This is a genomic window from Chitinibacter sp. FCG-7, assembly GCF_040047665.1.
Lineage (GTDB): Bacteria > Pseudomonadota > Gammaproteobacteria > Burkholderiales > Chitinibacteraceae > Chitinibacter > Chitinibacter mangrovi.
The window spans coordinates 2,659,181-2,684,529 of the sequence record NZ_CP157355.1 but is presented as its reverse complement, the minus strand read 5'-3'; the positions used below and the strand labels follow the sequence as shown (position 1 = coordinate 2,684,529).

27 protein-coding genes, 1 tRNA gene and 1 riboswitch are annotated in these 25,349 nt (G+C 55.1%); of the genes, 8 read left to right on the top strand and 20 right to left on the bottom strand.

The window, feature by feature from the left end:
- Positions 1-76: 76 nt before the first annotated feature.
- The 7 genes from ABHF33_RS12675 to ABHF33_RS12645 form a co-directional block, all read right to left on the bottom strand.
- Complete coding sequence (locus ABHF33_RS12675) at positions 77-463, bottom strand: DUF7668 domain-containing protein (protein ID WP_348944292.1); 387 nt, start codon at positions 461-463, stop codon at positions 77-79.
- 783 nt (positions 464-1,246) lie between these two features.
- On the bottom strand, positions 1,247-2,482 hold the full coding sequence (gene cytX, locus ABHF33_RS12670; protein WP_348944291.1) for a putative hydroxymethylpyrimidine transporter CytX: 1,236 nt from the start codon (positions 2,480-2,482) through the stop codon (positions 1,247-1,249).
- A gap of 243 nt (positions 2,483-2,725) precedes the next feature.
- Positions 2,726-3,238: a GNAT family N-acetyltransferase gene (locus tag ABHF33_RS12665; protein WP_348944290.1), complete on the bottom strand. Its 513-nt coding sequence runs from the start codon at positions 3,236-3,238 to the stop codon at positions 2,726-2,728.
- 187 nt (positions 3,239-3,425) lie between these two features.
- A complete protein-coding gene (locus ABHF33_RS12660; protein ID WP_348944289.1) occupies positions 3,426-3,710 on the bottom strand; it encodes a DUF7660 family protein in 285 nt (94 codons plus the stop codon).
- A 132-nt stretch (positions 3,711-3,842) separates the two neighbouring features.
- Positions 3,843-4,118, bottom strand: a complete 276-nt coding sequence (locus ABHF33_RS12655; RefSeq protein ID WP_348944288.1) for a DUF1330 domain-containing protein — start codon at positions 4,116-4,118, stop codon at positions 3,843-3,845.
- Positions 4,119-4,221: 103 nt separating this feature from the next.
- Entirely contained in the window at positions 4,222-5,373 is a 1,152-nt protein-coding gene (gene zapE / locus ABHF33_RS12650; protein ID WP_348944287.1) for a cell division protein ZapE, read from the bottom strand.
- 260 nt (positions 5,374-5,633) lie between these two features.
- Entirely contained in the window at positions 5,634-6,239 is a 606-nt protein-coding gene (locus tag ABHF33_RS12645; protein WP_157669624.1) for a peroxiredoxin, read from the bottom strand.
- A gap of 193 nt (positions 6,240-6,432) precedes the next feature.
- On the opposite strand from ABHF33_RS12645, the gene ABHF33_RS12640 reads away from it, so the two are divergent.
- Positions 6,433-7,314 (top strand): hypothetical protein, encoded by an 882-nt coding sequence (locus ABHF33_RS12640; protein WP_157669625.1) that lies wholly within the window; start codon positions 6,433-6,435, stop codon positions 7,312-7,314.
- Positions 7,315-7,383: 69 nt separating this feature from the next.
- Here the strand turns inward: ABHF33_RS12640 and ABHF33_RS12635 are convergent, their stop codons facing one another.
- The 4 genes from ABHF33_RS12635 to hisN form a co-directional block, all read right to left on the bottom strand.
- Positions 7,384-7,974, bottom strand: a complete 591-nt coding sequence (locus ABHF33_RS12635; RefSeq protein WP_348944286.1) for an acetate uptake transporter — start codon at positions 7,972-7,974, stop codon at positions 7,384-7,386.
- Positions 7,975-8,445: 471 nt separating this feature from the next.
- On the bottom strand, positions 8,446-9,168 hold the full coding sequence (locus tag ABHF33_RS12630) for a substrate-binding periplasmic protein (protein WP_348944285.1): 723 nt from the start codon (positions 9,166-9,168) through the stop codon (positions 8,446-8,448).
- Between the two features lie 117 nt (positions 9,169-9,285).
- Positions 9,286-10,119, bottom strand: coding sequence for a sulfurtransferase (locus tag ABHF33_RS12625; RefSeq protein WP_348944284.1), 834 nt, complete (start codon positions 10,117-10,119; stop codon positions 9,286-9,288).
- Positions 10,120-10,525: 406 nt separating this feature from the next.
- Positions 10,526-11,302, bottom strand: a complete 777-nt coding sequence (gene hisN / locus ABHF33_RS12620) for a histidinol-phosphatase (protein ID WP_348944283.1) — start codon at positions 11,300-11,302, stop codon at positions 10,526-10,528.
- A gap of 296 nt (positions 11,303-11,598) precedes the next feature.
- Between hisN and bfr (ABHF33_RS12615) the strand changes: the two genes are divergently transcribed.
- The gene (gene bfr, locus ABHF33_RS12615; RefSeq protein WP_348944282.1) at positions 11,599-12,072 is read left to right on the top strand and encodes a bacterioferritin; all 474 of its coding nucleotides are present in this window, start codon (positions 11,599-11,601) and stop codon (positions 12,070-12,072) included.
- Between the two features lie 27 nt (positions 12,073-12,099).
- Positions 12,100-12,570 (top strand): bacterioferritin, encoded by a 471-nt coding sequence (gene bfr / locus ABHF33_RS12610; protein WP_348944281.1) that lies wholly within the window; start codon positions 12,100-12,102, stop codon positions 12,568-12,570.
- A gap of 183 nt (positions 12,571-12,753) precedes the next feature.
- On the opposite strand, the gene ABHF33_RS12605 is transcribed toward bfr (ABHF33_RS12610), so the two are convergent.
- Positions 12,754-12,969: a (2Fe-2S)-binding protein gene (locus tag ABHF33_RS12605; protein ID WP_157669631.1), complete on the bottom strand. Its 216-nt coding sequence runs from the start codon at positions 12,967-12,969 to the stop codon at positions 12,754-12,756.
- A 133-nt stretch (positions 12,970-13,102) separates the two neighbouring features.
- Between ABHF33_RS12605 and ABHF33_RS12600 the strand changes: the two genes are divergently transcribed.
- Positions 13,103-13,378 (top strand): cupin domain-containing protein, encoded by a 276-nt coding sequence (locus ABHF33_RS12600; RefSeq protein WP_348944280.1) that lies wholly within the window; start codon positions 13,103-13,105, stop codon positions 13,376-13,378.
- Between the two features lie 71 nt (positions 13,379-13,449).
- Here ABHF33_RS12600 and ribB read toward each other — a convergent pair whose 3' ends face one another.
- The 4 genes from ribB to ABHF33_RS12580 form a co-directional block, all read right to left on the bottom strand.
- Positions 13,450-14,124 (bottom strand): 3,4-dihydroxy-2-butanone-4-phosphate synthase, encoded by a 675-nt coding sequence (gene ribB, locus ABHF33_RS12595; RefSeq protein WP_348944279.1) that lies wholly within the window; start codon positions 14,122-14,124, stop codon positions 13,450-13,452.
- A gap of 95 nt (positions 14,125-14,219) precedes the next feature.
- A riboswitch (FMN riboswitch) is annotated at positions 14,220-14,367 on the bottom strand.
- Between the two features lie 45 nt (positions 14,368-14,412).
- Positions 14,413-16,314 carry a 1-deoxy-D-xylulose-5-phosphate synthase gene (gene dxs, locus ABHF33_RS12590; protein ID WP_348944278.1) on the bottom strand — a complete coding sequence of 634 codons (1,902 nt, stop codon included), beginning with the start codon at positions 16,312-16,314 and terminating at the stop codon, positions 14,413-14,415.
- 44 nt (positions 16,315-16,358) lie between these two features.
- Positions 16,359-17,258 carry a polyprenyl synthetase family protein gene (locus ABHF33_RS12585; protein WP_348944277.1) on the bottom strand — a complete coding sequence of 300 codons (900 nt, stop codon included), beginning with the start codon at positions 17,256-17,258 and terminating at the stop codon, positions 16,359-16,361.
- A complete protein-coding gene (locus ABHF33_RS12580) occupies positions 17,259-17,495 on the bottom strand; it encodes an exodeoxyribonuclease VII small subunit (RefSeq protein ID WP_348944276.1) in 237 nt (78 codons plus the stop codon).
- 222 nt (positions 17,496-17,717) lie between these two features.
- On the opposite strand from ABHF33_RS12580, the gene glmS reads away from it, so the two are divergent.
- Positions 17,718-19,457: a glutamine--fructose-6-phosphate transaminase (isomerizing) gene (gene glmS, locus ABHF33_RS12575; protein ID WP_348944275.1), complete on the top strand. Its 1,740-nt coding sequence runs from the start codon at positions 17,718-17,720 to the stop codon at positions 19,455-19,457.
- 83 nt (positions 19,458-19,540) lie between these two features.
- Here the strand turns inward: glmS and ABHF33_RS12570 are convergent, their stop codons facing one another.
- Positions 19,541-20,290, bottom strand: a complete 750-nt coding sequence (locus ABHF33_RS12570; protein ID WP_348944274.1) for a c-type cytochrome — start codon at positions 20,288-20,290, stop codon at positions 19,541-19,543.
- A 144-nt stretch (positions 20,291-20,434) separates the two neighbouring features.
- On the opposite strand from ABHF33_RS12570, the gene ABHF33_RS12565 reads away from it, so the two are divergent.
- The 3 genes from ABHF33_RS12565 to phnF all read left to right on the top strand — a co-directional run bounded on the left by ABHF33_RS12565 (position 20,435) and on the right by phnF (position 21,747).
- Positions 20,435-20,511 (top strand) — tRNA-Arg (locus ABHF33_RS12565).
- A 222-nt stretch (positions 20,512-20,733) separates the two neighbouring features.
- On the top strand, positions 20,734-20,964 hold the full coding sequence (locus tag ABHF33_RS12560) for a hypothetical protein (RefSeq protein WP_348944273.1): 231 nt from the start codon (positions 20,734-20,736) through the stop codon (positions 20,962-20,964).
- A gap of 72 nt (positions 20,965-21,036) precedes the next feature.
- The gene (gene phnF / locus ABHF33_RS12555) at positions 21,037-21,747 is read left to right on the top strand and encodes a phosphonate metabolism transcriptional regulator PhnF (protein WP_348944272.1); all 711 of its coding nucleotides are present in this window, start codon (positions 21,037-21,039) and stop codon (positions 21,745-21,747) included.
- Positions 21,748-21,852: 105 nt separating this feature from the next.
- On the opposite strand, the gene ABHF33_RS12550 is transcribed toward phnF, so the two are convergent.
- From ABHF33_RS12550 to ABHF33_RS12540, 3 genes are read right to left on the bottom strand one after another with little or no spacing between them, the layout of a single operon-like run.
- Complete coding sequence (locus ABHF33_RS12550; RefSeq protein WP_348944271.1) at positions 21,853-23,268, bottom strand: FAD-dependent oxidoreductase; 1,416 nt, start codon at positions 23,266-23,268, stop codon at positions 21,853-21,855.
- Positions 23,265-24,101: a phosphonoacetaldehyde hydrolase gene (phnX, locus tag ABHF33_RS12545; protein WP_348944270.1), complete on the bottom strand. Its 837-nt coding sequence runs from the start codon at positions 24,099-24,101 to the stop codon at positions 23,265-23,267. Before phnX ends, ABHF33_RS12550 begins: the two co-directional genes overlap by 4 nt.
- 26 nt (positions 24,102-24,127) lie before the next feature.
- On the bottom strand, positions 24,128-25,228 hold the full coding sequence (locus ABHF33_RS12540; protein ID WP_348944269.1) for a 2-aminoethylphosphonate--pyruvate transaminase: 1,101 nt from the start codon (positions 25,226-25,228) through the stop codon (positions 24,128-24,130).
- Positions 25,229-25,349: the final 121 nt, after the last annotated feature.

The following is a 25,349-nucleotide window of genomic DNA, read 5'->3' as shown; positions in this document are numbered from 1 at the left end:
GTCTGGTAATGGATGTGAAGCTGCCACGTCTCGGTCAATCCGGTTGAATGCCTTGTTAGGCGCTTTTGCAGACCTCTTATGGCACATAGACCATTTCAATAGCAACTATGTAGCCATTTGCGCTTTCTGAAATCCTTGCACCAAGCACTAAATCACTACGCCCTTCACCAGCAGTCCATAAATCAATAAGTATGTCCCAGTAACCGCCCACAAAAATGCATATTGAAGATTCCCATGTTTCATTAGGGAGCTGAATTAACTCTTCCCCATAATCTTCGATGTACTCTTTAATCTGGTTGGCCGTCTCTTTAGAAACTAAAGCAACGCCGTCGATTTCGCAGGAAAGGGAATAGTCTTTTTTCACAAAGGCATCGACAATTTTGACAAAAATTGGACGCCAAACGGTAGGGATTGGAAGTTGATTTTCCTTATCTTTCTCTACAAAAATCTCAATTTCAAACATGGTATTTCCTAACCTGTAATGTCGCCTACCTATTAAGTAGGCCTCACTCATTGAGGCCTAATGCTACAAGTGAAATTCTATTATGGCGTCTGTTATCAGAAGGATTGCTGACACTCATTCTGGCATGAATAAGCTGAGTATTACTTCCGCTTCTGACCGATTGCAGCCAGCGGTTTTTTCAATGATTGTAATGATTTTCAGTGCCTTCGGCACGATGTCTTTATGCGCGTTCCGCCGCGCGGGCAGGTAGGGGGCTTTGCTTCTCCAAAGCCCCCTACACCCCAAAGGAGCCCCCCGCCTGCGGCCCTCCGGGCTACCCTCAGTCGGTCGCGAGCCAAATGATAAAGCCATTTGTCTCGCTCCACTCCTTCGGCGATGGGCGACAGGGAATTTAAAGCCCCAGCCCACAGAGCGCGGACTAAATGTGCATGGGGTATATCGTCGAAATCCAGATCATGATTGCTTCATAGAGCCACACTACGGCAGGTATATGCCGCAATATTTGGTCTGCATGGACTCCCCTGCAACTGCGCCGAGCGAGGAACAAGCGGCAAGGGAATTCGGCGGGCTCTGTTTTGTTAAAGCCCGCCGCCTTGCCGATTGTCCACAGCGAGGGAACGGGCGTAGCCCGCGCAGATGCCGGGGGCTGCTTTGGGGTGCAGGGGTATTTGCAGAAGCAAATACCCCTGCCCGTCTGCGCGGCGGAACGCGCTTCAAAATACTCGCGGCGCAGCCGCATAAAACCAGTCTTTAGCTCTGTGCAGCAGGCTTAGCGAAAATGGATTAATCCTGTCCCGCCAAAACCACCTCCCCTGCTGGCCGCAATTTACGCATCAGCAGGCCTACAGCCAGTGTGGCGGTGGCGACGATCAGCATGACTGGCAAGGTATTGCCCAGTACAAAATCCCAGCTCATTGAGTAGCGATACAGCGCAAAGCCGCCCAGCCACAGCGCCAGATTGCGCCAGTTCACGCTTTGCTGCGAGGCGTCCTGTTTGAGCAGGAAAAAGTCCACGCACAGAATGGCGATCATTGGCGCGAAGACCGAGCCGATCAGGAACAGAAAATCCATGAAGTTATTCACCGGCGCAAAAATCGCCAGCGCGGTGCCCAGCGCAACGGCGGTGATGCCAGCGTGGCGCTCATTCAGTTTGGGGCTGATGCTGGCCGCGGAAATACCGGCCGATGCGGCATCGAGAAAAGTCGTCGTCACGGTAGAAAACACCACGATCAGAATCGCCGCTACGCCGAGGCCTGCCGAGGCCATAATCACCGCCACGTCGCCCGATCCGGCAAACAGCGCCGCGCCCAGGCCAATAATGAACATCCAGCAGCTACCGACAAAATACGCCAGCGTCGCGCTGGTCGTTCCCCAGCCAGCACGGCGCGCCGAGCGGGTGTAATCGCTGACCAGTGGCAACCACGAGAGCGGCATCGCGACCGATAATTCAACCGCAGCACCAAACGACAGCGTTTGTGCGGCATTCGTAGGCAGTCCAGGTAAAGCAGTCGCCTGTGCCGAGAAAATGACGAAGCTCAGCGCAATGGTCAGCAAAAACAGCAACACCGCCGTCGCCGACTGCAGGCGCGACATGTTTTTCAATTCCAGCACGATCCACAGCGCGATCAGCGCGCCGATGGTCAAAGACCAGCCAGCCAGACCGAGCTGCGGCACCAGATATTGGGCTGCCACCGCGCCGGAGGCAACCATGATCGCCGTCCAGCCAACGAGCTGCACCACATTGGCGAGCGAGAAAATCATGCTGCCGCGTTGGCCAAAAGACAGTTTCACGGTCTCCATCGCCGGTTTGCCCGTTTTAGCGCCGATGTAACCGGCCAGCCAGAATAGCACGCCGCCGATGACGTGCCCCAGCAAAATGGCCTTCACACCCTGCTCAAAGCCCAGCGGCGCCAGAAAAGTGCCGGTCAAAATCTCGGCCAGCGACACGGCAGCGCCAAACCACAGCAAGGCAAGCGCGGGGCTGGATAATCGGTTAGAAGAATCGGCAAGCTTGCTCATAAAAATCCCTTTAAGTAGATAGACAAAAGTTTTCTTGCATCGTTGTCTCGCCTTGTCGTACTTCAGTACTGCCTGCGGCTTCGACGCCTTGCCATAAAACTTTCGTACGGGTACTTAGCGCCCATCTGGCGGGATGCCAGACGGCCCGGATTGCCGGGCTTTTGGCATCCCGGTCAACACAGCGCCCATCATACACCGGGCCAAATGCCCGCCTGCAGCTGATTGCAGTGCTTTGTATCTGGATCAAACTCCAGCGGCAGGGAATGGCAAGATATGGCGTTTAGGCGCAGGGTGCACGGCAGGCAATGGTTTGCTCATAAAGTGGCTAAAAGGGTCTAGCCGGTAATCGGCAAACGGGCCGCAATCCAGAAAGCCAAAATCCAGATACAGGCGATGGGCGGCCAGAAAGGCATCACCCGTGCCAGTCTCCAAACTGAGCCGACGCACACCCCGCTTGGCCGCCATCAGCTCAATCGCGCGCAGAATTTGCCGGGCCACCCCCTTGCGCAAATGCCCCGCCGCCGTGCGCATCGATTTAATCTCCGCATGGTGTGCATCGAGCAATTTGAATGCACCACAACCGAGCAGCTCATCGCCATCCCACGCCGTGAGAAAAGTAATCTCCGGCGCTTGCAGCGCAGATAAATCGAGCGCATACACGCACTCGGCAGGCGAGCTGGCATACATGCCCGCAAGGTGTTCATTCAATAATGCGGCGACTTTGGGATGGCTGAGATCGTCAACGATGATGCGCATGGGTTAGTCCGATTGAGCTAAGGAGATAGCTTGGAGCCAGCAAATTGTGTGCCTGCGTGTTTGGATCGCTAAGAGCTCGAAGCGGGTAGTCGCTACGATGAACGCAGCGTAATCCGTACGCTAGTTATTCCTCCGATTAGGCTACGCTAATCGGAGCTACGATGCTGGTTTAGTAATTTTTAGAACCTTATTCATAAATTTTGCCGCAATACAGAAACACGGCAAATTGTCGCCATGGGTTGCTCTCCGACAATCCTTGCTTAACTCCAAAATTAGAAGCTTCAGCCCACGATATTGCGCCCTCTAAAAAGGAGTCAATATTCGTGTTTTCCCAACCGTTGGGGTCGGGTGCATAACTGCAGCTTGATTTCTCTTTAGTCACGGACTCGGTACGATCTGCGGCCAGAGCGCGAACAAAAGCTAAGAAAGTTTCTGAATCTGTAACTTGGTCAAGTAATTCACTTACGTCCACTTTTGACTCCCAAGCGGTTGTGAAGCCTAATCCATTTGCTGCATGATTAAGCGTGAGCTATCGAACAGACTGTTAGCAAGCTCTTGCGTATACAAAACAGAACTCGTTGCTATTGGCCAATTGAGGCAACGATCACCCCGGCTGCGCGCCGTCGTACCCTTCCACAATCACCAGATCAATCTCACACGCGCCGTCGCGCAGCGTTTTGGCGGCTTGGTATGGGGCGGAGTGGTAACAATCGAGGGCGGCTTGGTAGCTGGGAAATTCGACGATGGTATTTCTAGAGCGGGTATTGCCCTCTGGCACAGTGTAGATGCCAGCTCTAGCCAGATACCTACCACCGTATTGGGCTAGCGCCGCGCCTTTATCAAACATCTGCGGCGATATACGCTTGAAAAGGTTCGACATTGCTGATGTCGAGCCGGACGATCCAGTAGCCTTTGGCCATGGTCTGCTCCCTGATATGATTTGGAAGCAAAACCATACCACAAAGTCAGCGATGCTCGGCCAATCAGGTTTCGATCAGCCCGGCCTGTTCCTGCTCGACGCTCTGGTGCGCCAGCGCTAGGTATTCTTTCGATTGCATCTCGGTCAGGCGGCTGGCGGTGCGGAAAAATTCGCTCGCTTGCAGGCCGGAGACATACACCTCTTCCACCGGCACGTCGGCGGCGATAATCAGTTTGACGCGGTGATCGTAAAACACGTCGACCAGCCAGGTAAAACGGCGCGCCAGATTGCTTTGCTCGGGTTTAAGCTTGGGCAGGCCGGAGAGGAAAACGCTGTGATATTCCTGCGCCAGCGCCAGATAATCGGCCTGGCCACGGCCATCGCCGCACAACACGGCAAAATCGAACCAGATTGCACCACCGGCGCGGCGGCGCGCTTTGACTTTGCGCCCTTCGATGATGACGTGCGTATCCTGATCATTGCCGGTGGCCATTTTGCCAAACAGCTCTGCCATTTCGGCCATCGTCGCTTCGTTATTCGGCTGCAGATAGGTGCGCGCGGCGGTGAGTGTGCGCAAGCGGAAATCCTGCCCACCATCGACATTGAGCACCTCAAGCTTGGCTTTGAGCAATTCAATTGTCGGCAGGAAGTTGGCGCGCTGCAGACCATTGGGGTACAGCCCGTCGGGCGGGTAATTCGACGTCGTCACCAGGACCACGCCGCGATTGAACAATTGCTCCATCAGCCGGCCGAGGATCATCGCGTCGGCAATGTCGGAAACATGAAATTCGTCGAAACACAGTACGCGCACAGCCTTGGCCCATTTGTCGGCGACTTTGGCCAGCGGATCGTCGCTGCCCTGCTGCGCGCGCAATTCGCGGTGGACTTCCTGCATGAAATGGTGAAAATGCAGGCGTTTTTTGCGTTTATACGGCAGCCCGGCGTAAAAGGCGTCCATCAGAAAACTTTTGCCCCGACCGACACCGCCCCAGAAATACAGGCCACGCGGCAAGTCGGGCGTGGGTAATAGTGTTTTGCCAAACAGACGATTGCGTTTTTGCTTGAACACCACCAGCGCCTGCCACAGGTTTTCCAACTGCCCGATGGCGGCCGCTTGCGATTCATCGGCGATAAATCCATCTTGCGATTGCAGCGAGCGATACCAGGTAAGCGGGCTGACGCCTGATTGTGGCGGGGCGATAACGTGTTGCGACATGGGGCAATCCGGTAATTCAAGTTGCGCGATTATAAAGTTAACTCGAAAAAAAAGCCCTGTGAATCACAGGGCAATCCATCACTCACGCAGCGAGGCTCCCTCTCAGGGAGAGGGCGGGGGGCGTGGGAACAAAATATTAGGCGGCCATCAGCACTGCGTTCATATTGATTTACACATCTTGGCGGATTTACATATCTTACCGCCGTAAAAAAGCCCCGCGAACGGGGCTTTTCCTTCATACGCCAGTGAAACCCAGCGAATTACAGCGCTTCTGCGTGTTCAGCCAGGTAGCTTGCAACGCCAGATGCGTCGGCTTTCATGCCTTTTTTACCTTTGTTCCAGCCAGCCGGGCACACTTCGCCGTGCTCTTCGGTAAATTGCAGCGCATCGATCACGCGCAGCATTTCGTCGATATCACGACCCAGTGGCAGATTGTTCACCACTTGGTGTTGTACCACGCCGTTTTTGTCGATCAGGAAAGAGCCGCGCAGCGCAACGCCTGCATCAGACAATTCAACGTCGTAAGCCTGGCAGATTTCGTGTTTAACGTCGGCAACCAGCGTGTAACCCACTTGGCCGATACCGCCTTTTTCTACTGGCGTGTTGCGCCATGCAGCGTGCGTGAACTGGCTGTCGATTGATACGCCGATGACTTCAACGTTGCGCGCTTTGAATTCGGCCAGACGGTTGTCAAAAGCGATCAATTCAGATGGGCAAACAAAAGTGAAGTCCAGCGGATAGAAGAAAATCACCGCGTATTTGCCAGCGGTAGCCGCTTTCAGGTTGTAGCTATCAACGATCTCGCCTGAGCCAAGTACGGCAGCAGCGGTAAAATCAGGGGCTTGTTTAGCAACGAGTACAGCCATGGAGATGCTCCTAGTGGGTTAATTAAAACAGGATGATTTGCTCTATATCAGGGCATGGGCTTTTAAAATCAAGTCGGCCTGATGCGCTAATTGGCCGATTTTGTCACAGGTTTTGAGTGCGGTAAAACAGGCATTGCCTTTTGGCTTACAACTTGCCATGATCAAACCACTGCGACTTTTCGAGGAAACCACCATGCGCTTCATTTCACAATTCGCGCTCTCCATGACCTTTGGCGCATTGGCGCTGTCGGGTCACAGCATGGCCAGCGAAAAAGTCATTACCATTCTGACCCAGCAAGACGTATTTAATGATTACCAGAAATTTATCGGCCAGCGTGATCCGCTCACGCTCACCCAGTACGGCGGCCCCGGCTCGCGGCGCGACGTGGTCGAGCTGGTGCTGGTGCAGCAGGCACTGAAGGCTGGCGGCAATGAATTGCCGATCAAGATTGTTAAAGTCGACAACAGCAGCGACTCATACAGCCGCTTTATCAAGGAAATCACCACCGGCAGCGCCACCATGGGCGGCAATAGCGCCTGGCTGATTGATCTGAAACCGCTGGCCGACAAAGTGCATATTTCCGAGCCGGTGATCCGGCAAGGCGAATTTGAAGCCGGTTTTTATACCACCGCCGATAATGCCGACGCCCGGCTCACCCGTACCCTGCCCGATCTGCAAAAGCTCACCGCCGTGGTGGCCGAAAGCTGGAAACCCGATGTGGCCACGCTGGAAAGCCTGAAGTTTGCCAATCTACTCAAAACCCAAAGCTGGGATTCGATGGTCGGGATGCTGAACAAAAAACGCGCCGACGTGCTGCTGGCGCCGTTTCAGCCAACGCCGGATTTATCGATGGATGTCGGCGGCAAAAAACTGGTTCCCATCCAGAATGTGAAAGTGGGGCTGCAAGGCAGCCGCCACTTTCTGGTGAGCAAAGCCGATCCGAACGGCGCGCAAGCGGCTAAGCAATTAAACGCGGGGCTGGAAAAGCTGCGCGAAAAAGGCCTGATCGACAAAGCCTACCGCGACTCGGGCTTTTTCAACAACGCCACCAAAACCTGGAACCGGCTCAACTAATCCTGCGCTATAGCCGAAAAAAACCCGCCACAATCTGGCGGGTTTTTACATCCATGCAGCCAATCTCACTTAATGGCTAGAACCACCCAGCGGCAATACTTCACGGCCATAAATCTCGTTCAGAATCTGCCCCATCGCCGAATAAATCGCCGCTGCGCCGCAGATAATGCCTTCGTAACCAGCAATCGTTTTAATCGCCGCACTGCCAGTGAAATCGCCAATGGCCAGCAAGGCAAACAGCAGCGTGAGCGAGCCAAAAATAAACTGGGTAATGAAATTCATGCGCAAAGTGCCAACAAACAGAAAGGCCGTAAAAATACCCCATACCAGTAAATACCAGGCCATCGCATGTTCACTGGCTTTAGTGGCAATACCCAGCTGAGGCATCACAATCAAGGCCACCAGCGTCAACCAGAACATGCCATACGACGTAAATGCCGTCATGCCGAAGGTATTGTTTTTCTTCGATTCCAGCACGCCGGCAATCACCTGTGCCAAACCACCGTAAAAAATCCCCATCGCCAGGATCATGGCATTGAGCTCGAACAAACCGGCATTATGCAGATTGAGTAAGACGGTGGTCATGCCAAAGCCCATCAGGCCCAGTGGCGCAGGGTTGGCAGATTGATCTTGCAGGGTGAGCGTGGTGGCAGCAGACATATTGCGTCCTTGGCAAAACTGAAAAAGGAGCGGCATTCTATACTGCAAAACCCTTAGTCGCACTTGGCGCGGATCAATATTTAAGGCCGCAAGGGCATATTTACACGCGCAAGCTGCTTCATATCAAGGCTAGGGTCTGTTGATGTTTGGTTTGCAGATCGCGTTTGTGCTGATTTGGGCCTGAAGCAAGGCACGAAGCGCGCGACTTAGTCATTCTAAGTGAGCGCTTTGTAACGCAGCATCAGGCCAAAAGCAGCCAAACCGAGCCTTGACATAAAACATCCGGCTGGGCGATTTTTTCGATGACGCGGCCTTGTAGAGAGCTGACATAGAATCACTATGCGGCGCGATCTACGCCTTACCTCATCGAAAAATCGCGCCAGCGCGACTGTAAACTAAACATCAACAGCCCCTTGGCATCACAAGCTTGCAGCAAAGCAGCTGGCGGCCTAAAAAACTGTCAAGCCGCCACTACTGCGTGCGAAGAAACTGCGAGTACGGCAGCGTGCGGGCCATTTTGGCCACCGCCGCTTCATAGCTCGGCAAATAATGCGCCGCAGCAGGACGAAATGCCGCGGATAGCTCGACGGCGGGCTCGGGCAGATTAATTATCCGCAACTGCTCGCCCAGCCCTAGCCGCTGTATTTCGCGCTGGACTGATAGGGCTTCCGGGCTATAAAAAGCGTCCATTCGCCCCAGCGCGACTTTTTGCAAGCTGCGCGCCACAATGCCATCACCCGCCATCAGATCAAGCTGCGCACTGGACTGCGTAATCAACAGCGAACGATAGCCATCTTGCCAAACACCGATACTGAGCCCCGCCAGATCATCACGGGAGCGAATGCGCTGGATGGGCCCTGAGGCCTTCACCGTCAGCGTTCCCTGCATTTTTAGCCAGGGCTGGCGGCTAAAACGCAGCTGTTTTTCGCGCTCGGCGGATTTGCCTAGATAGAGAATCAGATCAATCCTCTGGTCTTGCAGTAAACGCGACAAGGGCAGCTGGGTATAAACCACTTTGCTCACGCCCATCTGCTTGGCGATTAAGTCAAAATAGGCCAGCGCCGCGCCGGTATGCTGCCCCTGACGGAACTGGGCATGCGGCGGCAAATCGAAATAGCCTACGTTCAATGTCTGCCCGGCCCACACCGCCACCGAGAACAGCAAGATCCCCAAACCTGCCCAGATTCGCAACATAAATACCCCGGATTGCATTAATCGCTTTCTGATTTATAGCGATCAAATTGGGGTTTGAAGCAGATCAATGTGGGCCGAGCAGTGGATCTTCGGCAACGTGCTAAGCGCGCAAGGCTTTTACACCGCCAGCGCGCGGCGCGGATCGCTGCACCATTCGCTCCACGAGCCGGGGTAGAGCCGCCCGCCGGTCAGGCCAGCACTTTCCAGTGCCAGCAGATTATGGCATGCCGTTACTCCACTCCCGCATTGGTGCACAAGCTGCTCGGAGCTTAGCTCACCGAGCAATACCCCCCATTCCTGCTGCAATTGTTCGGCAGGTTTAAAGCGGCCATCGCTCAGATTATCCATAAAGAAACGATTGGCTGCGCCCGGAATATGGCCGCCAACGGGGTCCAGCGTCTCGCCGATGCCAACAAAGCGCTCGGCCGAGCGGGCATCGACCAGCTGAAACTGCGGCTGCACCAGATTGGCCTCAACCTCATCAACGCCCACCGCCAGCTGCGACTGCAATTGCACCTGCAAGTGCTGCGGCTCGATTGCCGCAATGCGGCTCTCCAGCTCACCACCTGCGGCCAGCCACGCGGCCCAGCCGCCATTAAGCACCTGCACCTGATCATGCCCCAACCAGCGCAGCAACCACCACAGCCGGGCGGCAAACGGGCCGCCACTGGCGTCATAAGCAATCACGCGCGTCGCCGGGCCAATGCCCAAACCGCCCAGTTTCAGCGCCAAAGTGGCTGGATTGGGCAAGGGATGGCGGCCATTGCGCCCGGTTTTAAGGCCAGAGAGATCATCGTCAAGCGAAACAAAATGCGCGCCGGGCAAATGGCTCTGCAAATACGCAGCCCGGCCCGCATCGGGGTTGGCCAGCTCGTGTCGACAATCGATAAGTACCACATCGGCCTGCCCCAGCAGCGCCTGTACCTGGGCCACTTCAATCAATACACCCATTCCCTTCTCCATTTTTTAAGTCTCACAGGCCGTGGTGATGCCGGTCTTATTGCGTGAGCAGAGCCACGGCAGCAGCACTAAAGTTGCAGAATACGGCCAATCATAAACAGCGATGTTCTCAATACGTGTTGATCCGAGGCTCGCTGGTGCATCTAGGGCTTCAAATCTCCTGTCGCCCATCGCCGAGGAAGTGGAGCGAGACAAACAGCTTTACCGTTTGGCTCGCAACCGACCGAGGGCAGCCCGGAGGGCCGCAGGCGGGGGCCGCCTTCTTTTGCTTACTTTTCTTGGCGGGGCAAGAAAAGTGAGTCCCCGTCGCGGATTGCGACTGTAAAACATCGCGCCGAAGGCGCTAAAAACGATCAACACAAATTCAGAACATTGCATCACATGCAGGGGTATAGTTCTACACAGCTCTCATCGCATCCAATGCAGCCTGATACACCTGAGGGGTAGCTGCCGCAATTACCCGGCCAGCGCTCTGGCGGGTCAAGGCCGCGCCTTGCCAGTCGGTCATGATGCCGCCTGCGGCAATCACCACCGGAGCAACCGCAGCAAAGTCGTGCAACTTCAGGCCTTCTTCAATCACCAGATCCAGCCCGCCCGTGGCCACCAGCGCATACTGATAGCCATCGCCGCCGTACACGGTAAAGCGCCCGCCTTGCTGCAGCTGCATAAAGGCGCTGCGCCCTGCCTCGCTAAAATATTGCGGCCCGGTCGTACCAATGCGTGCGCGGGAAAAATCGCTAATCTGGCTAATGCTCACCGGCGCATCGTTCAACGTGCAACCCTGCCCCACAACACCCACCCAGCGCTCGTTGGCAATCGGCTGATTGATCACGCCCAGCACCGGTACGCCCTTGTGCAGCAAGCCGATTAGCGTTACAAACAGCGGACGGCCAGTGATAAAAGCCTTGGTGCCGTCAACTGGATCGAGCACCCACACCCAGTCTGCGTCGTCACGCTCGGCGCCAAATTCCTCGCCAATAATGCCGTCTTGTGGCCGCTCGGCGTTAATCAGTGCGCGCATCGCCAGCTCGGCTTCACGGTCGGCCTGCGTCACCGGGCTATCGTCGGATTTGTCATCAATCGCCAGACCGCTGCGATAATACGGACGAATCACCGCCGCGCTGGCATCGGCAAGTTTTTTGGCAAAGGCAATGTGTTCTGGGCTGGCAATCACGGAATTACTCCAAAAAATAGTTTACGCATTTTACGAGCTTTTTATGTCAGTTAATATGCAGCCCCCTATTTTCACGCGGGCTTGCACGGCATTCAAACTGGCCATCGGCGTTTTAAAACAAAGGCTTGAAGGGTTTGAGAATTGTTTTTATTTATATTTATATTTCTATTCAATTACTTAGCTTGAAATTTTCATTTGAAATATCCGACTAAAAGCGTACACTTTTAAACAATTACTGCGGCCAATACCAGCCGCCCACTTCCCAAGACTGGGCAAACCAGCAAGGAGAAATCACGATGCAAGGCGATAAAAAAGTCATCAAGTCACTCAATGGCGTTCTGGCCAACGAGCTGATCGCAATTAACCAGACCTTTTTGCATGCCCGCATGTACCGCAACTGGGGCTTTAAAGGCCTGAACGACAAGGCGTATCACGAATCGATTGATGCCATGAAACGCGCCGACAAGCTGATCGAGCGCGTGCTGTTTCTGGAAGGCCTGCCCAATCTGCAAGATCTGGGTAAATTGCTGATCGGCGAAGACGTGCCGGAAATGCTGGGCTGTGATCTGAAACTATTCAGCTCGTTTCTGGATCAAGTACGCGCCGCAATCAAGATCTGCGAAGACACGCAAGATTATGTCAGCCGCGATCTGCTGGCCGAGATTCTGGAAGACGAAGAAGAATACGTTGACTGGCTGGAAACGCAGCACACGCTGATCAAGGAAATGAGCCTGGCCAATTACCTGCAATCACAAGCCTTTTCCGCATAAGCCTGTTCCGCCCAAGGAGATACGATCATGAAAGGAAGTAATAAAGTCATAGCCGCGCTTTCCGAATTGCTCGCGGCAGAGCTAACGTCAGTCGACCAGTATTTTGTCCATAGCCAGATGTATCACAACTGGGGCTATAGCAAGCTGTACGAGCGCATCGACCACGAGCGCCAGGATGAAATCGGCCATTCAACGCTGCTGATTGCGCGGATTCTGTTTCTGGAAGGCATCCCGAATGTCGCCGCCCGCACGCCATTACGCGTCGGCAAAGATGTGAAGGAAATGCTCGAATTCGATCTGCAAACCGAATATGAAGTCGCCGCAGCGCTGAAAAAAGTTATCGCCATTTGCGAAAAAGAGCAGGATTACGTGACCCGCGAAATGCTGATGACGCTACTGGAAGACACCGAACAGGACCACGCCCACTGGCTGGAGCAGCAATTGCATTTGATCAAAACGATTGGCCTGCCCAACTATCTGCAATCGCAGGCATCCTGAGTATTTCAGGTAGGCACGGCCGATTTGCCGGGCAAGCCCGGCCCGACCGTCGCTCCCAGCCCGGGTTCGCCCGGGCTTTTTGCTGCCCGCTCGCCATGGCCTGTTGACGTTTGGTTTACCGTCGCACTGGCTGCAGACGTAAAAAAACCCGCCGTGGCGGGTGGGTTTTGGCGAAAAGGTGCTTTAGGCAAAAGCCAGATCCTGCAAATCGGCCAGCATTTTCTCTTCGTAGGCCTCAACTGATTCTTTCAGCACCTGCTTGGCGCAGCTGCTGCATTTACCGCAGCAAGTGCCAGTTTGCGTGGTGCGCTGCAGCTGAATGTAAGTGCGCACGCCATCTTGCTCGACGGCTTTACGAATCGCTTTATCGCTCACATTATTGCAAACACAAACAATCATGACTGAGAACCTAATTAATATCCGTTCTCATTATCTTCAAAAACATTGGCACTGACAAGAGCCAACTCACCATCAGCGATAAGCGGTAAAGTAAACTATGGCTATCATCGGTAAAAACTATAGGGATTACGCCATGCACCGTATTCACATTGAACGCGCCATCAGCGCCGAGCGCCAAACCGAGCTGGGCATCAAGCGCTGGCCAGTCTGGGAAAAAGAGGTGTCTACTTTTCCATGGACCTATGACTGCAGCGAAACCTGTTGGCTGATCGAAGGGGAAGTAATTGTGACGCCGAACGGTGGCAAGCCGGTGACGATGTATGCTGGTGACCTAGCGACTTTTCCAGCCGGAATGAGCTGCACATGGCAGATTACTGCACCATTGCGTAAGCACTTTCAATTTGGCTAAACCGACCTGATACCAAGCGGACAGGCTTGAAAAACAGCCAGTGCCCAGCCTCAGGCACTGGCTGCCTAGCTTTAAATACTCATCGCGGCAACGCGAGAGACCTGCACCAGATCGTCAATCGACAGCATGCACAGCTGATGCTGGCGGGCAAACTCAAGCAACGCCTCGCCCCGCATCATGGTGCCATCAGGCTGCATCAATTCGCACAGCACCGCTGCATCGCCACATCCGGCCAGCCGGCTTAGCTCAATCGCCCCTTCGGTATGTCCGCGCCGCCCCTGCACGCCTACTGGGTGGGCAATCAGCGGAAAAACATGACCAGGCCGAGCCAGGTCCGCAGGTACTGCATCGGGGTGTATGGCTGCAGCAATGGTTGCTAGCCTATCAGCAGCAGATACCCCCGTTGTCACGCCTTCACGCGCTTCGATTGAAACAGTGAAGGCTGTGCCGTAGCGGCTCTGGTTGTGGCTGACCATTGGTGGCAGATCCAGTTGTCTGGCGCGCTCCGGCGTCAGGCATAAACACACGATGCCGCTGCAATCACGGATCAGCATGGCCATAATCGCATGGCTTAAGGTGCTGGCCGGGCATATCAGATCGGCTTCGTTTTCCCTATCCAGATCGTCGAGCAAAATCACCGGGCGAGCCGATTGAAACGCCAGAATGGCCTGATTGACACGCAACTCCGCGCTGGAACTGGAACTGGAACTGGAAAAGCTAGTAAACGTTGAGGTAATTTCGTTCATGTAAAACGCTCCTTGTAGTGGGCAAGAAAGCGTTCAGGGCACTCTACGCAAAGCGCAAGCGAAAACAGCGCACTCATTGCAAGAATGGATACGCTGCATGTCTTCTCTCATCCGGACTATACCGTCGGCTCAGGCATTTCACCTGATCTGCTGACCCTGCAGGCGGGAAGCTTGCAGGCGCTCGCGGGCTCATCGTTACGATTTACCGCCGGTGGGGAATTTCACCCCGCCCTGAAGACGCAAAAAGCCAGAAGAATCTGGCTTTTGCAGCATACCACAAGCAGGCTTTTAAAGACTTTGCAGCTTGAGCGCTATGCTCCCTTTGATGCCCGCAGCATCCAGACCACATTCGGCCAGGATCTGTTTTTGTTCGCCGTGTTCAACATAGCTATCGGGCAGCCCCAGCTGCAGCAGCGGTTTACAGACGCCCGCAGCCATCATGGCTTCGATCACCGCGCTGCCAGCGCCGCCCATGATGGCATTGTCTTCAACGGTGACCATCAAATCATGGCTTGCGGCCAGCTCCAGCACCAGCGCAGTATCAAGCGGCTTGATAAAGCGCATATTGGCTACTGTCACGCTCAAGACATCGGTTTCACTCAACGCTTCAGCGGCTTTCAGCGCTGGTTCAAGCACCGTGCCAAAAGCCAGAATGGCGACTTGTTTGCCTTGCTGCTCGGCCGCAGAGCGGCGAATTTCGCCTTTGCCCCACGGTAGCAAAGTCATGCTTGCGTCCACCGCAACGCCCATCCCGCTACCGCGCGGGTAGCGTACACAGGCCGGGCCGGCATGCTGGTAGGCGGTGTACAGCATCTGGCGGCATTCATTTTCGTCGCCCGGCGCCAGAATCGCCACATTCGGAATACAGCGCAGGTAAGACAGATCAAAGCTGCCCGCGTGCGTTGGGCCATCGGCACCCACCAGACCCGCGCGGTCAATCGCGAAGGTCACGTCCAGATTTTGCAGCGCCACATCGTGAATCAGCTGGTCATACGCGCGCTGCAGGAAGGTCGAATAAATCGCCACCACGGGTTTTAGCCCCTCACAGGCCAAGCCACCGGCAAAGGTCACCGCGTGCTGCTCGGCAATGCCGACGTCGAAATAGCGATCTGGATGCTCGGCATGAAAGCGCACCATGCCGCTACCTTCGCGCATTGCGGGCGTAATGCCGACCAGTTTGTCGTCGATTTTGGCCATATCACAGAGCCAATCGCCAAACACCTGAGTAAAGCTGGGCTTGCCGCTACTTTTGCCTGCGGCCATGCCGTCTTCCGGCGTAAATGGCGTCACAGCGTGATATTTCACCGGGTCGGCCACCGCCAGCTTATAGCCATTGCCTTTCTTGGTGACCACATGCAAAAACTGCGGGCCGCGTAGTGATTTGATATTCGATAAAGTTGCAACCAGCGTTTCCATATCGTGGCCATCAATCGGGCCGATATAGTTAAAGCCGATTTCTTCAAACAGCGTGCCTGGCGTTAGAAAGCCTTTGACGCTTTCTTCGCCTTTTTTCGCCAGCTCTTTGAGCGGCGGCATCGCATCGAGCACCTTGCCCGAAGCACTGCGGATACCGTTGTAGAATTTACCCGACAAGAGTTTGGCCAGATAATTATTAAACGCGCCCACATTCGGTGAGATCGACATTTCGTTGTCGTTCAAAATCACCAGCAGATCGGTCAGATCACGGTGGCCCGCGTTAAACAGCGCCTCAATCGCCTGCCCTGCTGTCATGGCACCGTCGCCAATGACAGCAATCGCTTTGCGTTTCTCGCCTTTGAGCAGCGCCGCTTCGGCCATGCCCAGCGCCGCGCCAATTGACGTTGACGAGTGTCCAACACCAAAGGTGTCGTATTCCGATTCATCACGCTTGGGAAAGCCTGCCAAACCGCCTTTCTGGCGCATGGTGTGCATGCGGTTTTTGCGGCCAGTGAGGATTTTATGCGGATAGCTTTGATGGCCCACGTCCCACACGAGCCTATCGTGCGGTGTATCGAACACATAATGCAGCGCCACAGTCAGCTCGACTGCGCCCAGATTCGAGGCGAAATGGCCGCCAGTCTGGCTCACCGAGTCGAGCAGAAATTGCCGTACTTCCTGCGCCACTTGCGGCAAATCTTTGCGCTCGATCTGGCGCAAATCGGCAGGACAGTCGATGGTGTCGAGTAAGGGATATTTTACGGGGCAAGTCATGAATCTATCATCCCATCCACAGGGGTATATCCCTGCGGAGATTATCAGTATTTGCGATCAACGATATACCCAGCAAGGGCATGCAGTAACTGGGCTTTATCGCCAAATGGAGCCAGCGCGGCAAAAGCCGCCTGCTTCAATTCTTCGGCTTTCTCTTTGGCGCCTTTCATACCCAATAAGGCGACATATGTGGGCTTGTTATTGGCCACATCCTTACCCGCGGTTTTACCCAAAGTGGCAGAGTCAGCTTCGCAATCGAGAATATCATCAACCACCTGAAACGCCAGCCCGATGCATTTGGCGTAATGATCCAGCCCGTTACGCGCGTCCTCGCTCAAGCTTGTGCCGCAGTAGGAGCCCAGCAGCACGGCAGCGCGGATCAGCGCGCCGGTTTTCAGAATATGCATGCGCTCAAGCTCGGGCAACGTCAACTCCTGACCCACGCTATACAGATCAATCCCCTGCCCGCCGCACATGCCCAGACTACCTGAAGCGCGCGCCAAGATATTGACCATTTTCAATTGATCGCCAGGCTGATCGGCCAAAGTGCTGGCACTCAGTACATCAAACGCTGCAGTTTGCAGCGCATCACCCGCCAGCAAGGCCGTGGCTTCGCCAAAAGCCACGTGAACGGTAGGTTTGCCACGGCGCAATACATCATTGTCCATCGCTGGCATATCGTCGTGCACCAGCGAGTAGGCGTGGATCATTTCCAGTGCCGCGCCAACGGCTTGCAGGCGCAGCGGATCGGCATCGACCACCTGCCCGGCAGCAAACACCAGCAAGGGGCGAACGCGCTTGCCACCATCGAGCACGCTATAGCGCATCGCATCGTGCAAACGCTCCGGAATATGCGTGCTGGCAGGCAGATAATGCGCCAGCGCGCCTTCCATTTGCGCCTGCACCTGTGTCATCCAATCTTTAAAATCGATCACTGCTGTCATTTAAGCCCCCGCTTCCGGCATAGCTTTCAATTCGCCAGCCTCAAGAATCTTGACCTGTTGCTCAGCGGCAGCCAGCTTGCTCTCGCAAAAGCGCAGCAGCTCGGTACCACGCTGATACGCAGCCAGACTCTCTTCCAGCGGCATCTGGCCCGCTTCCATTTGTAAAATCAGCGCATCAAGCTCGGCAACGCCAGCCTCATAGCTTTCAGGTAAATTCGCTTTCGCTGCTTTGGCCATCAACAATCTCGCAGTCTATCCAGCCGCCATTTCAATACCACAGGCGCACTTGGGGCTAATTCTAAAGGCCGCTATTCTACCTCAGCAGCAATTTTTTGGCCTTGGCTATCATGCGGCCGTGCACAAAATAAGCCGCAGCAAGATCATCGCCCAGAAAGCCAGCTTTCAAGTCGGCTCGCTGACAGCTAGGATAAAGATATCCTGAATACAAAGCACACTACGATGAATATTTTGCTCGGAGCCATTGCCAGCAGCGACGCCAACGCCCTTCTGCAAGAAGGCTGCTCGCAGCTACCAGATCAACCGTATCATTTTGCCCATGTCTGCGCCTTTAACGATGAAATCCTGATCCAGCAGGCAGAACGCTATCCAGCCCCCAACCGGACTTACCCTGTGGGCTTGGTCTGCCTGGGTTTTAACCCGCATGATTCGGGGCTGACGCTGTTTCGCGAGCGCGTGCTCGTCGCACTGCTGGGGCATCTGGAAAATACCGAACAGATCATGAGCAAGCTGACCTCGCTGGGTTACTCGCACAATCTGGGGCAGAGCGAAGAAGTCATCGCTGCGCTGATCGACTGGTACGATCGCATCCACAAAAATTTTGCGCTGGCCGTTCAGCTGGCCCTTAAGGAATGCCGGGGCTATTTTGCGCTGGCCGCAATCAAGAAAAGCAGTACAGACAATCTATATTGCGCCACATTGGGCCCTAGCCTGTTTATTGGGCAAAACCAGGATGGCTGCCACTTTGCCAGCGACGCAGCACTGATACGCACTCGCTCATCACTACTGATCGAGCTTGAATGCGGTGAAATGGCCGAGCTCAATCCACGGCATATTGCCTGCTTTGATAGCGAGGGCAAGCCGCGCAAAAAAAGCCCGCTGCCGGCCCATGCGGCAGGCCATTTTGACTACCATATGCAGGCCGATATTGCCGCACAGCCCTTGCTGCTGGCGCAACTGATCCAGCATTATCAAAACGCACAATTATCCGGCTTTCTGGAGCAGCTCGCGGCCGGACACCAGTACCAGCGGGTGTTATTGCTGGCCAGCGGCTCAAGCCATCACGCAGCAGCAACGGCGGGATTCTGGATCGAGCAGATTGCGCAATTACCCGTTCATGTTGAATACGCTAGCGAATATCGGTACCACAACCTGATTGTCGAGCGCAACACGCTGGTGATTGCCATTTCGCAATCGGGCGAAACCGCCGATACCATTGCGGCCTTGCGGCACGCGATTCAGGCCGGGCATCAAGATACGCTGGCCATCACCAACCATCCAGCCAGCACCCTCAGCCAGCTGGCCAAGTATCAGCTGATGCAATATGCCGGTGAGGAAATGGGCGCAACCTCGACCAAAACATTTTCTACCCAGCTGCTGTGCCTGTATTTTGTCGCACTCAAGCTAGCGGCAGGCAAGCGGATTGATATCAGTATCGCCGCAGCTGAGCTCAATTTCCTGCCCAATGCGGTAGCCGCCGTGCTGAATTTGGAAGAGGCGCTCAAACAATGGGCGCAACAGCTGGCTAAGGTGGAAAACCTGTTTCTGATCGGGCGCAATTTGCATTTCCCGATTGCGCTGGAAGCGGCACAAAAAATGAAGGAAGTCAGCTATATCCACGCCGAAGGCTATCCGGGCGGAGAAATCAAGCACGGCCCCGTCACCCTGATCAACCGCACCGTGCCGGTGGTGGCCTGCCTGCCCTGGGACTTGATGGCCGAAAAAATGCTGGCCAATCTGCAGGAAGTGCGAGCCCGTCAGGGTGAAATTTATGTCCTAAGCGATGTGGGTTTAAGCTCGGTGGAGGGTTTTTACTGCATCCGTATGCCGCGCAAGCTGCCGCTGCTCAACCCCGTGCTGTATACAATTGCATTTCAGCTGCTCAGCTACCTGACCGCCATTGCCCGTGGCAACCAGGTCGATACACCACGCAATCTGAGCAAAACACTCGATAAGGAATAAAACGCCGAGGCTTTCACAGCGGCAAGGCATAAAAAAACGCCACAATCTGTGGCGTTTTTCATTCAAACAAAATAAACGACTAATTATTTTGCTGCGTTAATTATATACAGTGCAGCAGCTTTGAATTCATCATCAGAACCGCTGTAGCCACCTTTGGCCGGCATCGCGTTGATGCCTTTAACACCGTTGGCAATCGCAGCGTCTACACCATTTTTCAGACGAGGCGCCCACGCAGCCTTGTCACCAAATTTAGGTGCGCCAGCAGCACCGGAATCATGACAGGCCATGCACACCGAAGCGTAGATTTCCTTGCCTTTGACATTTGGATCAATTGCACCGCCAGCGGCTGCACCAGCAACGGCAGGCTCTTCAAATTTGCCACCCGCTGCATTGCCCATAAAGGCCACCGCACGTTTAACTTCGTCATCAGTTAGATCAGCCGCGCCACCTTTGGCTGGCATGGCGTTAAAGCCGCCAATCGCGTGTTTGCTCAGTGTTTCAAAGCCTTGGGCAAGACGCGCAGTCCAGGCCGCCGCATCGCCAAACTTAGGTGCGCCAGCCAAGCCGGCGCCGTGACAGGAGATACACACGCCTTCGTACACGCTCTTGCCGCTGCGTGAACCCGGAGCACCACCTTCTACAATTTTAACAGCGCCAACCGGCTGCAAGCGCGCCGAAACCGCCTCACCCGTCATTGTGGAACTCGTCAGATTGGTATCCATGCCCGATGTAAACAGCTTGATCAGCAAGTAAACAATCAGTGGCACGCCAATCAAAGCCGCCAGCACCATGCCAGCAACACCTTTCGACGCAGTTGCGTTGGATCCGCTCATGCTGTCATCCCTTGTAGAAATCGTTATAAAAGTGAGCCTAATTCAGCTTCTGTGCGGCAATTATACCGATAATCGCAGCGACCACAAAGCATTCGCCAGCTAGACGTACCCTGCGGAAGCAGTTATTATCTGCCCTCCTCGGATGCACCCATAGCTCAGTTGGATAGAGTGTCAGTTTCCGAAGCTGAAGGTCGCAGGTTCGATTCCTGCTGGGTGCGCCAATCAAATCAAGAGTCTAACCCAAAGCACCAAGCTCTTGTTGCATATGGCTGACAGCCCCCTTCTCCATGGAAATTGAAACATAATCGCCGTTCAAGCAATTGCTATCGTTGCAACACCCCACGCCCCCTCATATGATTTTGCCTAGCGAATACTCAAAAAGACAAAATCACATTTGTAGTATTCAAATGCGGCAAAATACTGTTTCAGACAGGCACAAAATCATGGACTCAAACGCGATGATTACGCTGGCGATGAACCAGATCCGGCTGCATCTGCAGCGCCATCCGCAGGCGGCGGATACGCTGGAGGGTGTTCATTCGTGGTGGCTGGCTAGCCAGGAGCCAGCAGCCATCACCGAGATGGCGCTCCAGCAATTGCTGGCGAATGGTGAAGTTGAAACGCTGAAGATCGGCTCACGCGTTTTGTGGCGCGCACGGCGTGTGGCCGATTAGCCCGGCTCTAACATCATCTAGACGTCATCAATTGACACTATAATCACGCCTTTCTTTCTCTGGCAGGCTCGAATGTCCGGCAAACCCCAAGCAAAATGGCAACAAATCAGCAGTACGCTGGCGGATGAGATCCACCATAAGCAACTCTGCGGCCAGTTGCCGATTGAGCCGGTGCTGGCCGAGCGTTTTGGGGTGAACCGCCATACAGTACGGCGGGCGTTGCAAGAGCTGGAAAATCTGGGGCTGGTGCGCATCGAGCAAGGGCGCGGCACTTTTGTGCAGGAAGACCTGATCGCCTACCGGATGGGGCGTAAAGCGCGTTTTTCGCACAGTCTGGCGGCGCAAAGCCTGGCTGGGCAAAGCAAAATCACGCAGCATTCGGTGGTGCTAGCGCACGATGAAATCTGCAAAATGCTGGAAGTACCCGAAGGCAGCGAGGTGCTGAAAATTGACGCGCTTGATTATGCCGACGAGCAAATTGTTGGCGTGAATACCGAATATCTGCCGCTACCGCGCTTTGCGCAGTTTGCCGAGTTGTTGCGACAACATGGCGTGATGAGCGAAGCGCTGCGTGCCGCTGGCGTGCAAAGTGTGTCGCGCAAACTCTCGCGCATCACCGCCCGCCTGCCCCGCCCCGAAGTCGCTGCCCAACTGGCGCAGCCCAAAACCCAGCCGATTTTATACGTTGAAAGCGTGTATCAGGATGAAGCTGGCCAGGTGATCGAATACGGCATTACGCGTTTTGCCGCCAATACGATTCAACTCTTGATCGAGCCCGAGTAAGCGCAGATCTTGGCAGAACAGCGAATGGATTTCACAGAATCTAAAGGGTATATCGCCACAGGCAAATAGATTCATAGGCTGCAACAACATACCCTACACACACTTCTAATGATCGGCTTTTCCGGCCGCAGCGGCAAAACGTGACAACCATTGATCCAGCTTGCGCGGCGCTAGGGCGGCATCCTCAGCGGCCTCTTTGCGACGAATGGCGTTGCGCACCAGGATAGAGCCCAGCCAACGAATCGGCTCTGGCGGAAAATGCCCCAGCGGGCCGCTGACTAGAGCACAAGTGCGCCAGCCCTCGACTTCCTCGCGCACCATGCTGGCCAAAATCTGCCCGCCCAGATAGCAGGTGCTCACGCCATTACCGGAATAACCAAAGCCATACACAATATTCGGCTGCCTATCCAGATAACCAAAAAACGGCAAACCTGTCACCGAACGATCCGAAGCGCCAGTCCACGATGCAGCGACGGACACATCGGCCAGTTTTGGAAAAAAGCGCCGGATGGCTTGCCGTAGCATCGGTACATATTGGCTGGCTTGATCAAAGCTCGCCAGCATGCGCCCTCCAAAAGCAAAGGTATTGCCGCCTTTGCCCAGCATCAAGCGGCCATCGCGGGTGCGGCGATAATAATGGACAAAAATCCGCGAATCACACACCGCCGCGCCATGGTTGAGGCCTTGTTGCGCCAATTGATCGGGGCAAGGCTCGGTAATCACCATATCGGATGACACCAGCGCGATGCTGCGCGCAAACTGACGAAATTGGCTGGCCATCCACGCATTGAGCGCCAGCACGACTTTGCTAGCGCGCACCGATCCAGCAGGCGTTCGTAGTAGCGCAGGCTGGCCGTAATCTAAGCGGAGCATTGGGGTATTTTCATAAATCCGTACCCCCATCTGCTCGGCAATCCGCGCCAAGCCGCGTACCAGCAGCGCCGGTTGCACACTGCCAGCAATCGGCGAAAACTCGCCAGTCAAATGCGCATCCGAGCCGGTTTTAGCTTTGAGTTCTGCGGCCGATAAGCTGCGCCAGCTATTGATGCCTTGCGCATCCAGCTCGGCCAGCACCGCATCCATCGCGCCCAATTGGGCTTGATTGGTTGTGGTATACACCGCACCATCCAGTTCCAACTCGGCATCGAGCTGATGCGAGCGGCAAAAATCGGCCATCGCCAAGACCGCCGCTTCCGATCCTTTGACGATGCGTACTGCTTCTGCCTCGCCAAACAGCCGCCGCAAAGTCAGGTATTTGGGCGCCAAAGTCAGCACGCAACCGCCATTACGCCCCGACGCGCCGCTACCGCACAGGTTTTTCTCCAGAATCACAATATTTAATTCGGGTTGGGCTTGTTTGAGCTGGATCGCGGTCCATAGCCCGGTGTAGCCGCCGCCGACTATGCACACATCAGCGTTGATCGTTTCAGCCAGTGGTGCCCGATGGCTGGGGGCTTGGCATCGCTCCTGCGCCAGCGCTTGCGCCATCCAGTACGGCTGAAACTCGTCGTGCAAACTCATGGCCGTTCACCGCGCGCCAAGCGTGCCTCGATATCGGCAATCACCGGCAATAAATCAGCGATGCTATCAATCACATAATGCGCACCAGCTTGAGCCAGTTTTTCACTCGCCACGCTGCGGCGTTGCGCTTGTTGGCCTGCGTCCAGCGCATCCCATTCATCTTGCGTTAGCCCAACTTCATTGCCGCTGATGGCCAGCCCCACCGTCCACATACCGGCGTTCAGGCCTTCAGTAATGCCGGGGATGGTGTCATCGACTTTAACGCAAGCAGCCACTTGGCCGATGCCCAGCGCAATCACATTGGCCAGCGCCATCCACGGCCCGGGGCGCGAGCCCGCTGCCAAATCATCGGCCGCCACAATATGGTCAGGGCTAAAGCCCGCTTGCGCTGCCAGCGGAATCAGCTGCGTCATCACCGCGCGTGGGTAGCCGGTGCAGCTACCAATTTTTAGACCCTGAGCGCGAAGCTGCGCGATAGTATCGATCGCACCGCGAATCGGTTGCGAAAAATGGCCTACTTGCTCAATTTGCAATGGCATAAACAAGGCGTAGATGCGATCAACATCGGCATCGCTCATCGGGCCGCCAAATTTGGCCTGCCAGCGCGCCGCCACCGACGGGATTTGCCCAACCGCTTTGATGTGATCCCATTTGGCCATGCCCATCGGTACGCGCGCCTCGGCCAAGCTGATCTCTACGCCAATCTGGCTAAAGGCCTGAACCAAAACCTGCGTTGGCGCGAACGAACCAAAATCAAGTACAGTGCCAGCCCAGTCGAAAATCACCGCCTCAAGTGGGCCGCATTTTTGAGGATGTTGTGGCTTAATTTGCATGGTATTTATCCTGTTTAAAGAGTTCATCACAACCAGCCGTGCTGGCTGAGCACGTCAATAATCGCGTGTGCGGCTTGCTCTAAAGCGGCAGCTTCAATCGCCCCAATGCAGCCAACGCGGAAAGTTTCCACTTCGGTGAGTTTGCCCGGATACAGCAAAAAGCCGCGTTCGCGCATCGCTTGATAAAACGTCGCAAAACGGTAGTCCGGATGCGCTGGGGCATAGAAAGTCATGATGATCGGCGCTTGTAGTTCTGGCTGTAAAAACAGCCGCAAACCCGCTGCTTGCAAGCGGCCCATCAACACTGCAGCATTGGCCTGATAGCGTGCCAGCCGCGCCGGGCGGCCGCCTTCGGCCAAGTACTGATCCAGCGCGGCGCGCAGGGCAGCGACCACATGCGTTGGCGGCGTGAAGCGCCATTGGCCAGTGCGCTGCAGGTAGTCATATTGATCAGCCAAATCCAGCGCCAGTGAGTTTGAATTGCCTTTGGCCAGCGCAATCGCTGCGCGCTGCGCGATGACAAAACCCATGCCCGGCACACCTTCCAGACATTTACCCGAAGCGGCAATCACCGCGGTGATCGGCTGGCATTGCAGATCAATATCAAGTGCGCCAAACGACGACATCGCATCGACAATCAAAGCCCGCCCCAGCTCGGCCACAGTTTGGGCGATGGCATCGAGCGGATTGAGCAAACCAGTACCCGTTTCACAATGAATCACGCCAACATGACTGATGCTGTCGTCGGCACTCAGCGCTGCGCGCACGGCAATCGGGTCAACGGGTGTGCCGTCGGGCCAGCGCAGTACGCTGACTTTTCGTCCCATCGTGCTAACGATTTTGGCCATGCGCTCGCCATACGCGCCATTGGCCAGCACCAGCATATGCCCGTCGCGCGGCAGCAAGGTGCCAATCGCCGCTTCAACGGCAAACGTGCCCGAGCCTTGTAGCGGAATGCAGCAATGGCTGTCGCCACCATGGGCAATCGCCAGCAGATCGGTGCAGACGCTGGCGGTGAGCGCATTAAAATCGCTGTCCCACGAGCCCCAGTCTTTCAGCATCGCGGTACGGGTGGCCAGGCTCGTGGTCAATGGGCCGGGCGTTAATAATAGTGGAGCTTGTAACATATCAACCTCATACATCTAGATGAATTTTTAATTCCTTAAAAAGCGCATTGCTGCGCTTGATAAGGGGTATTGCCATCGGAAACATATCAATACTGGATCGCAGGCATATACACACCAAGGT

What these genes read in the sequence shown, in the direction of transcription:
- ABHF33_RS12640 (WP_157669625.1), top strand. Translation starts at nt 6,433, where the DNA reads ATGCGCTTCATTTCACAATTCGCGCTCTCCATGACCTTTGGCGCATTG.
- phnF (WP_348944272.1), top strand. Translation starts at nt 21,037, where the DNA reads ATGTCCGGCAAACCCCAAGCAAAATGGCAACAAATCAGCAGTACGCTG.
- ABHF33_RS12600 (WP_348944280.1), top strand. Translation starts at nt 13,103, where the DNA reads ATGCACCGTATTCACATTGAACGCGCCATCAGCGCCGAGCGCCAAACC.
- ABHF33_RS12540 (WP_348944269.1), bottom strand. Translation starts at nt 25,228, where the DNA reads ATGTTACAAGCTCCACTATTATTAACGCCCGGCCCATTGACCACGAGC.
- ABHF33_RS12605 (WP_157669631.1), bottom strand. Translation starts at nt 12,969, where the DNA reads ATGATTGTTTGTGTTTGCAATAATGTGAGCGATAAAGCGATTCGTAAA.
- ABHF33_RS12560 (WP_348944273.1), top strand. Translation starts at nt 20,734, where the DNA reads ATGGACTCAAACGCGATGATTACGCTGGCGATGAACCAGATCCGGCTG.
- ABHF33_RS12675 (WP_348944292.1), bottom strand. Translation starts at nt 463, where the DNA reads ATGTTTGAAATTGAGATTTTTGTAGAGAAAGATAAGGAAAATCAACTT.
- ABHF33_RS12625 (WP_348944284.1), bottom strand. Translation starts at nt 10,119, where the DNA reads ATGGGTGTATTGATTGAAGTGGCCCAGGTACAGGCGCTGCTGGGGCAG.
- bfr (WP_348944281.1), top strand. Translation starts at nt 12,100, where the DNA reads ATGAAAGGAAGTAATAAAGTCATAGCCGCGCTTTCCGAATTGCTCGCG.
- ABHF33_RS12635 (WP_348944286.1), bottom strand. Translation starts at nt 7,974, where the DNA reads ATGTCTGCTGCCACCACGCTCACCCTGCAAGATCAATCTGCCAACCCT.
- ABHF33_RS12580 (WP_348944276.1), bottom strand. Translation starts at nt 17,495, where the DNA reads ATGGCCAAAGCAGCGAAAGCGAATTTACCTGAAAGCTATGAGGCTGGC.
- ABHF33_RS12570 (WP_348944274.1), bottom strand. Translation starts at nt 20,290, where the DNA reads ATGAGCGGATCCAACGCAACTGCGTCGAAAGGTGTTGCTGGCATGGTG.
- cytX (WP_348944291.1), bottom strand. Translation starts at nt 2,482, where the DNA reads ATGAGCAAGCTTGCCGATTCTTCTAACCGATTATCCAGCCCCGCGCTT.
- ABHF33_RS12585 (WP_348944277.1), bottom strand. Translation starts at nt 17,258, where the DNA reads ATGACAGCAGTGATCGATTTTAAAGATTGGATGACACAGGTGCAGGCG.
- phnX (WP_348944270.1), bottom strand. Translation starts at nt 24,101, where the DNA reads ATGCAAATTAAGCCACAACATCCTCAAAAATGCGGCCCACTTGAGGCG.
- ribB (WP_348944279.1), bottom strand. Translation starts at nt 14,124, where the DNA reads ATGAACGAAATTACCTCAACGTTTACTAGCTTTTCCAGTTCCAGTTCC.
- glmS (WP_348944275.1), top strand. Translation starts at nt 17,718, where the DNA reads ATGAATATTTTGCTCGGAGCCATTGCCAGCAGCGACGCCAACGCCCTT.
- ABHF33_RS12630 (WP_348944285.1), bottom strand. Translation starts at nt 9,168, where the DNA reads ATGTTGCGAATCTGGGCAGGTTTGGGGATCTTGCTGTTCTCGGTGGCG.
- zapE (WP_348944287.1), bottom strand. Translation starts at nt 5,373, where the DNA reads ATGTCGCAACACGTTATCGCCCCGCCACAATCAGGCGTCAGCCCGCTT.
- ABHF33_RS12550 (WP_348944271.1), bottom strand. Translation starts at nt 23,268, where the DNA reads ATGAGTTTGCACGACGAGTTTCAGCCGTACTGGATGGCGCAAGCGCTG.
- ABHF33_RS12665 (WP_348944290.1), bottom strand. Translation starts at nt 3,238, where the DNA reads ATGCGCATCATCGTTGACGATCTCAGCCATCCCAAAGTCGCCGCATTA.
- ABHF33_RS12645 (WP_157669624.1), bottom strand. Translation starts at nt 6,239, where the DNA reads ATGGCTGTACTCGTTGCTAAACAAGCCCCTGATTTTACCGCTGCTGCC.
- ABHF33_RS12655 (WP_348944288.1), bottom strand. Translation starts at nt 4,118, where the DNA reads ATGTCGAACCTTTTCAAGCGTATATCGCCGCAGATGTTTGATAAAGGC.
- bfr (WP_348944282.1), top strand. Translation starts at nt 11,599, where the DNA reads ATGCAAGGCGATAAAAAAGTCATCAAGTCACTCAATGGCGTTCTGGCC.
- dxs (WP_348944278.1), bottom strand. Translation starts at nt 16,314, where the DNA reads ATGACTTGCCCCGTAAAATATCCCTTACTCGACACCATCGACTGTCCT.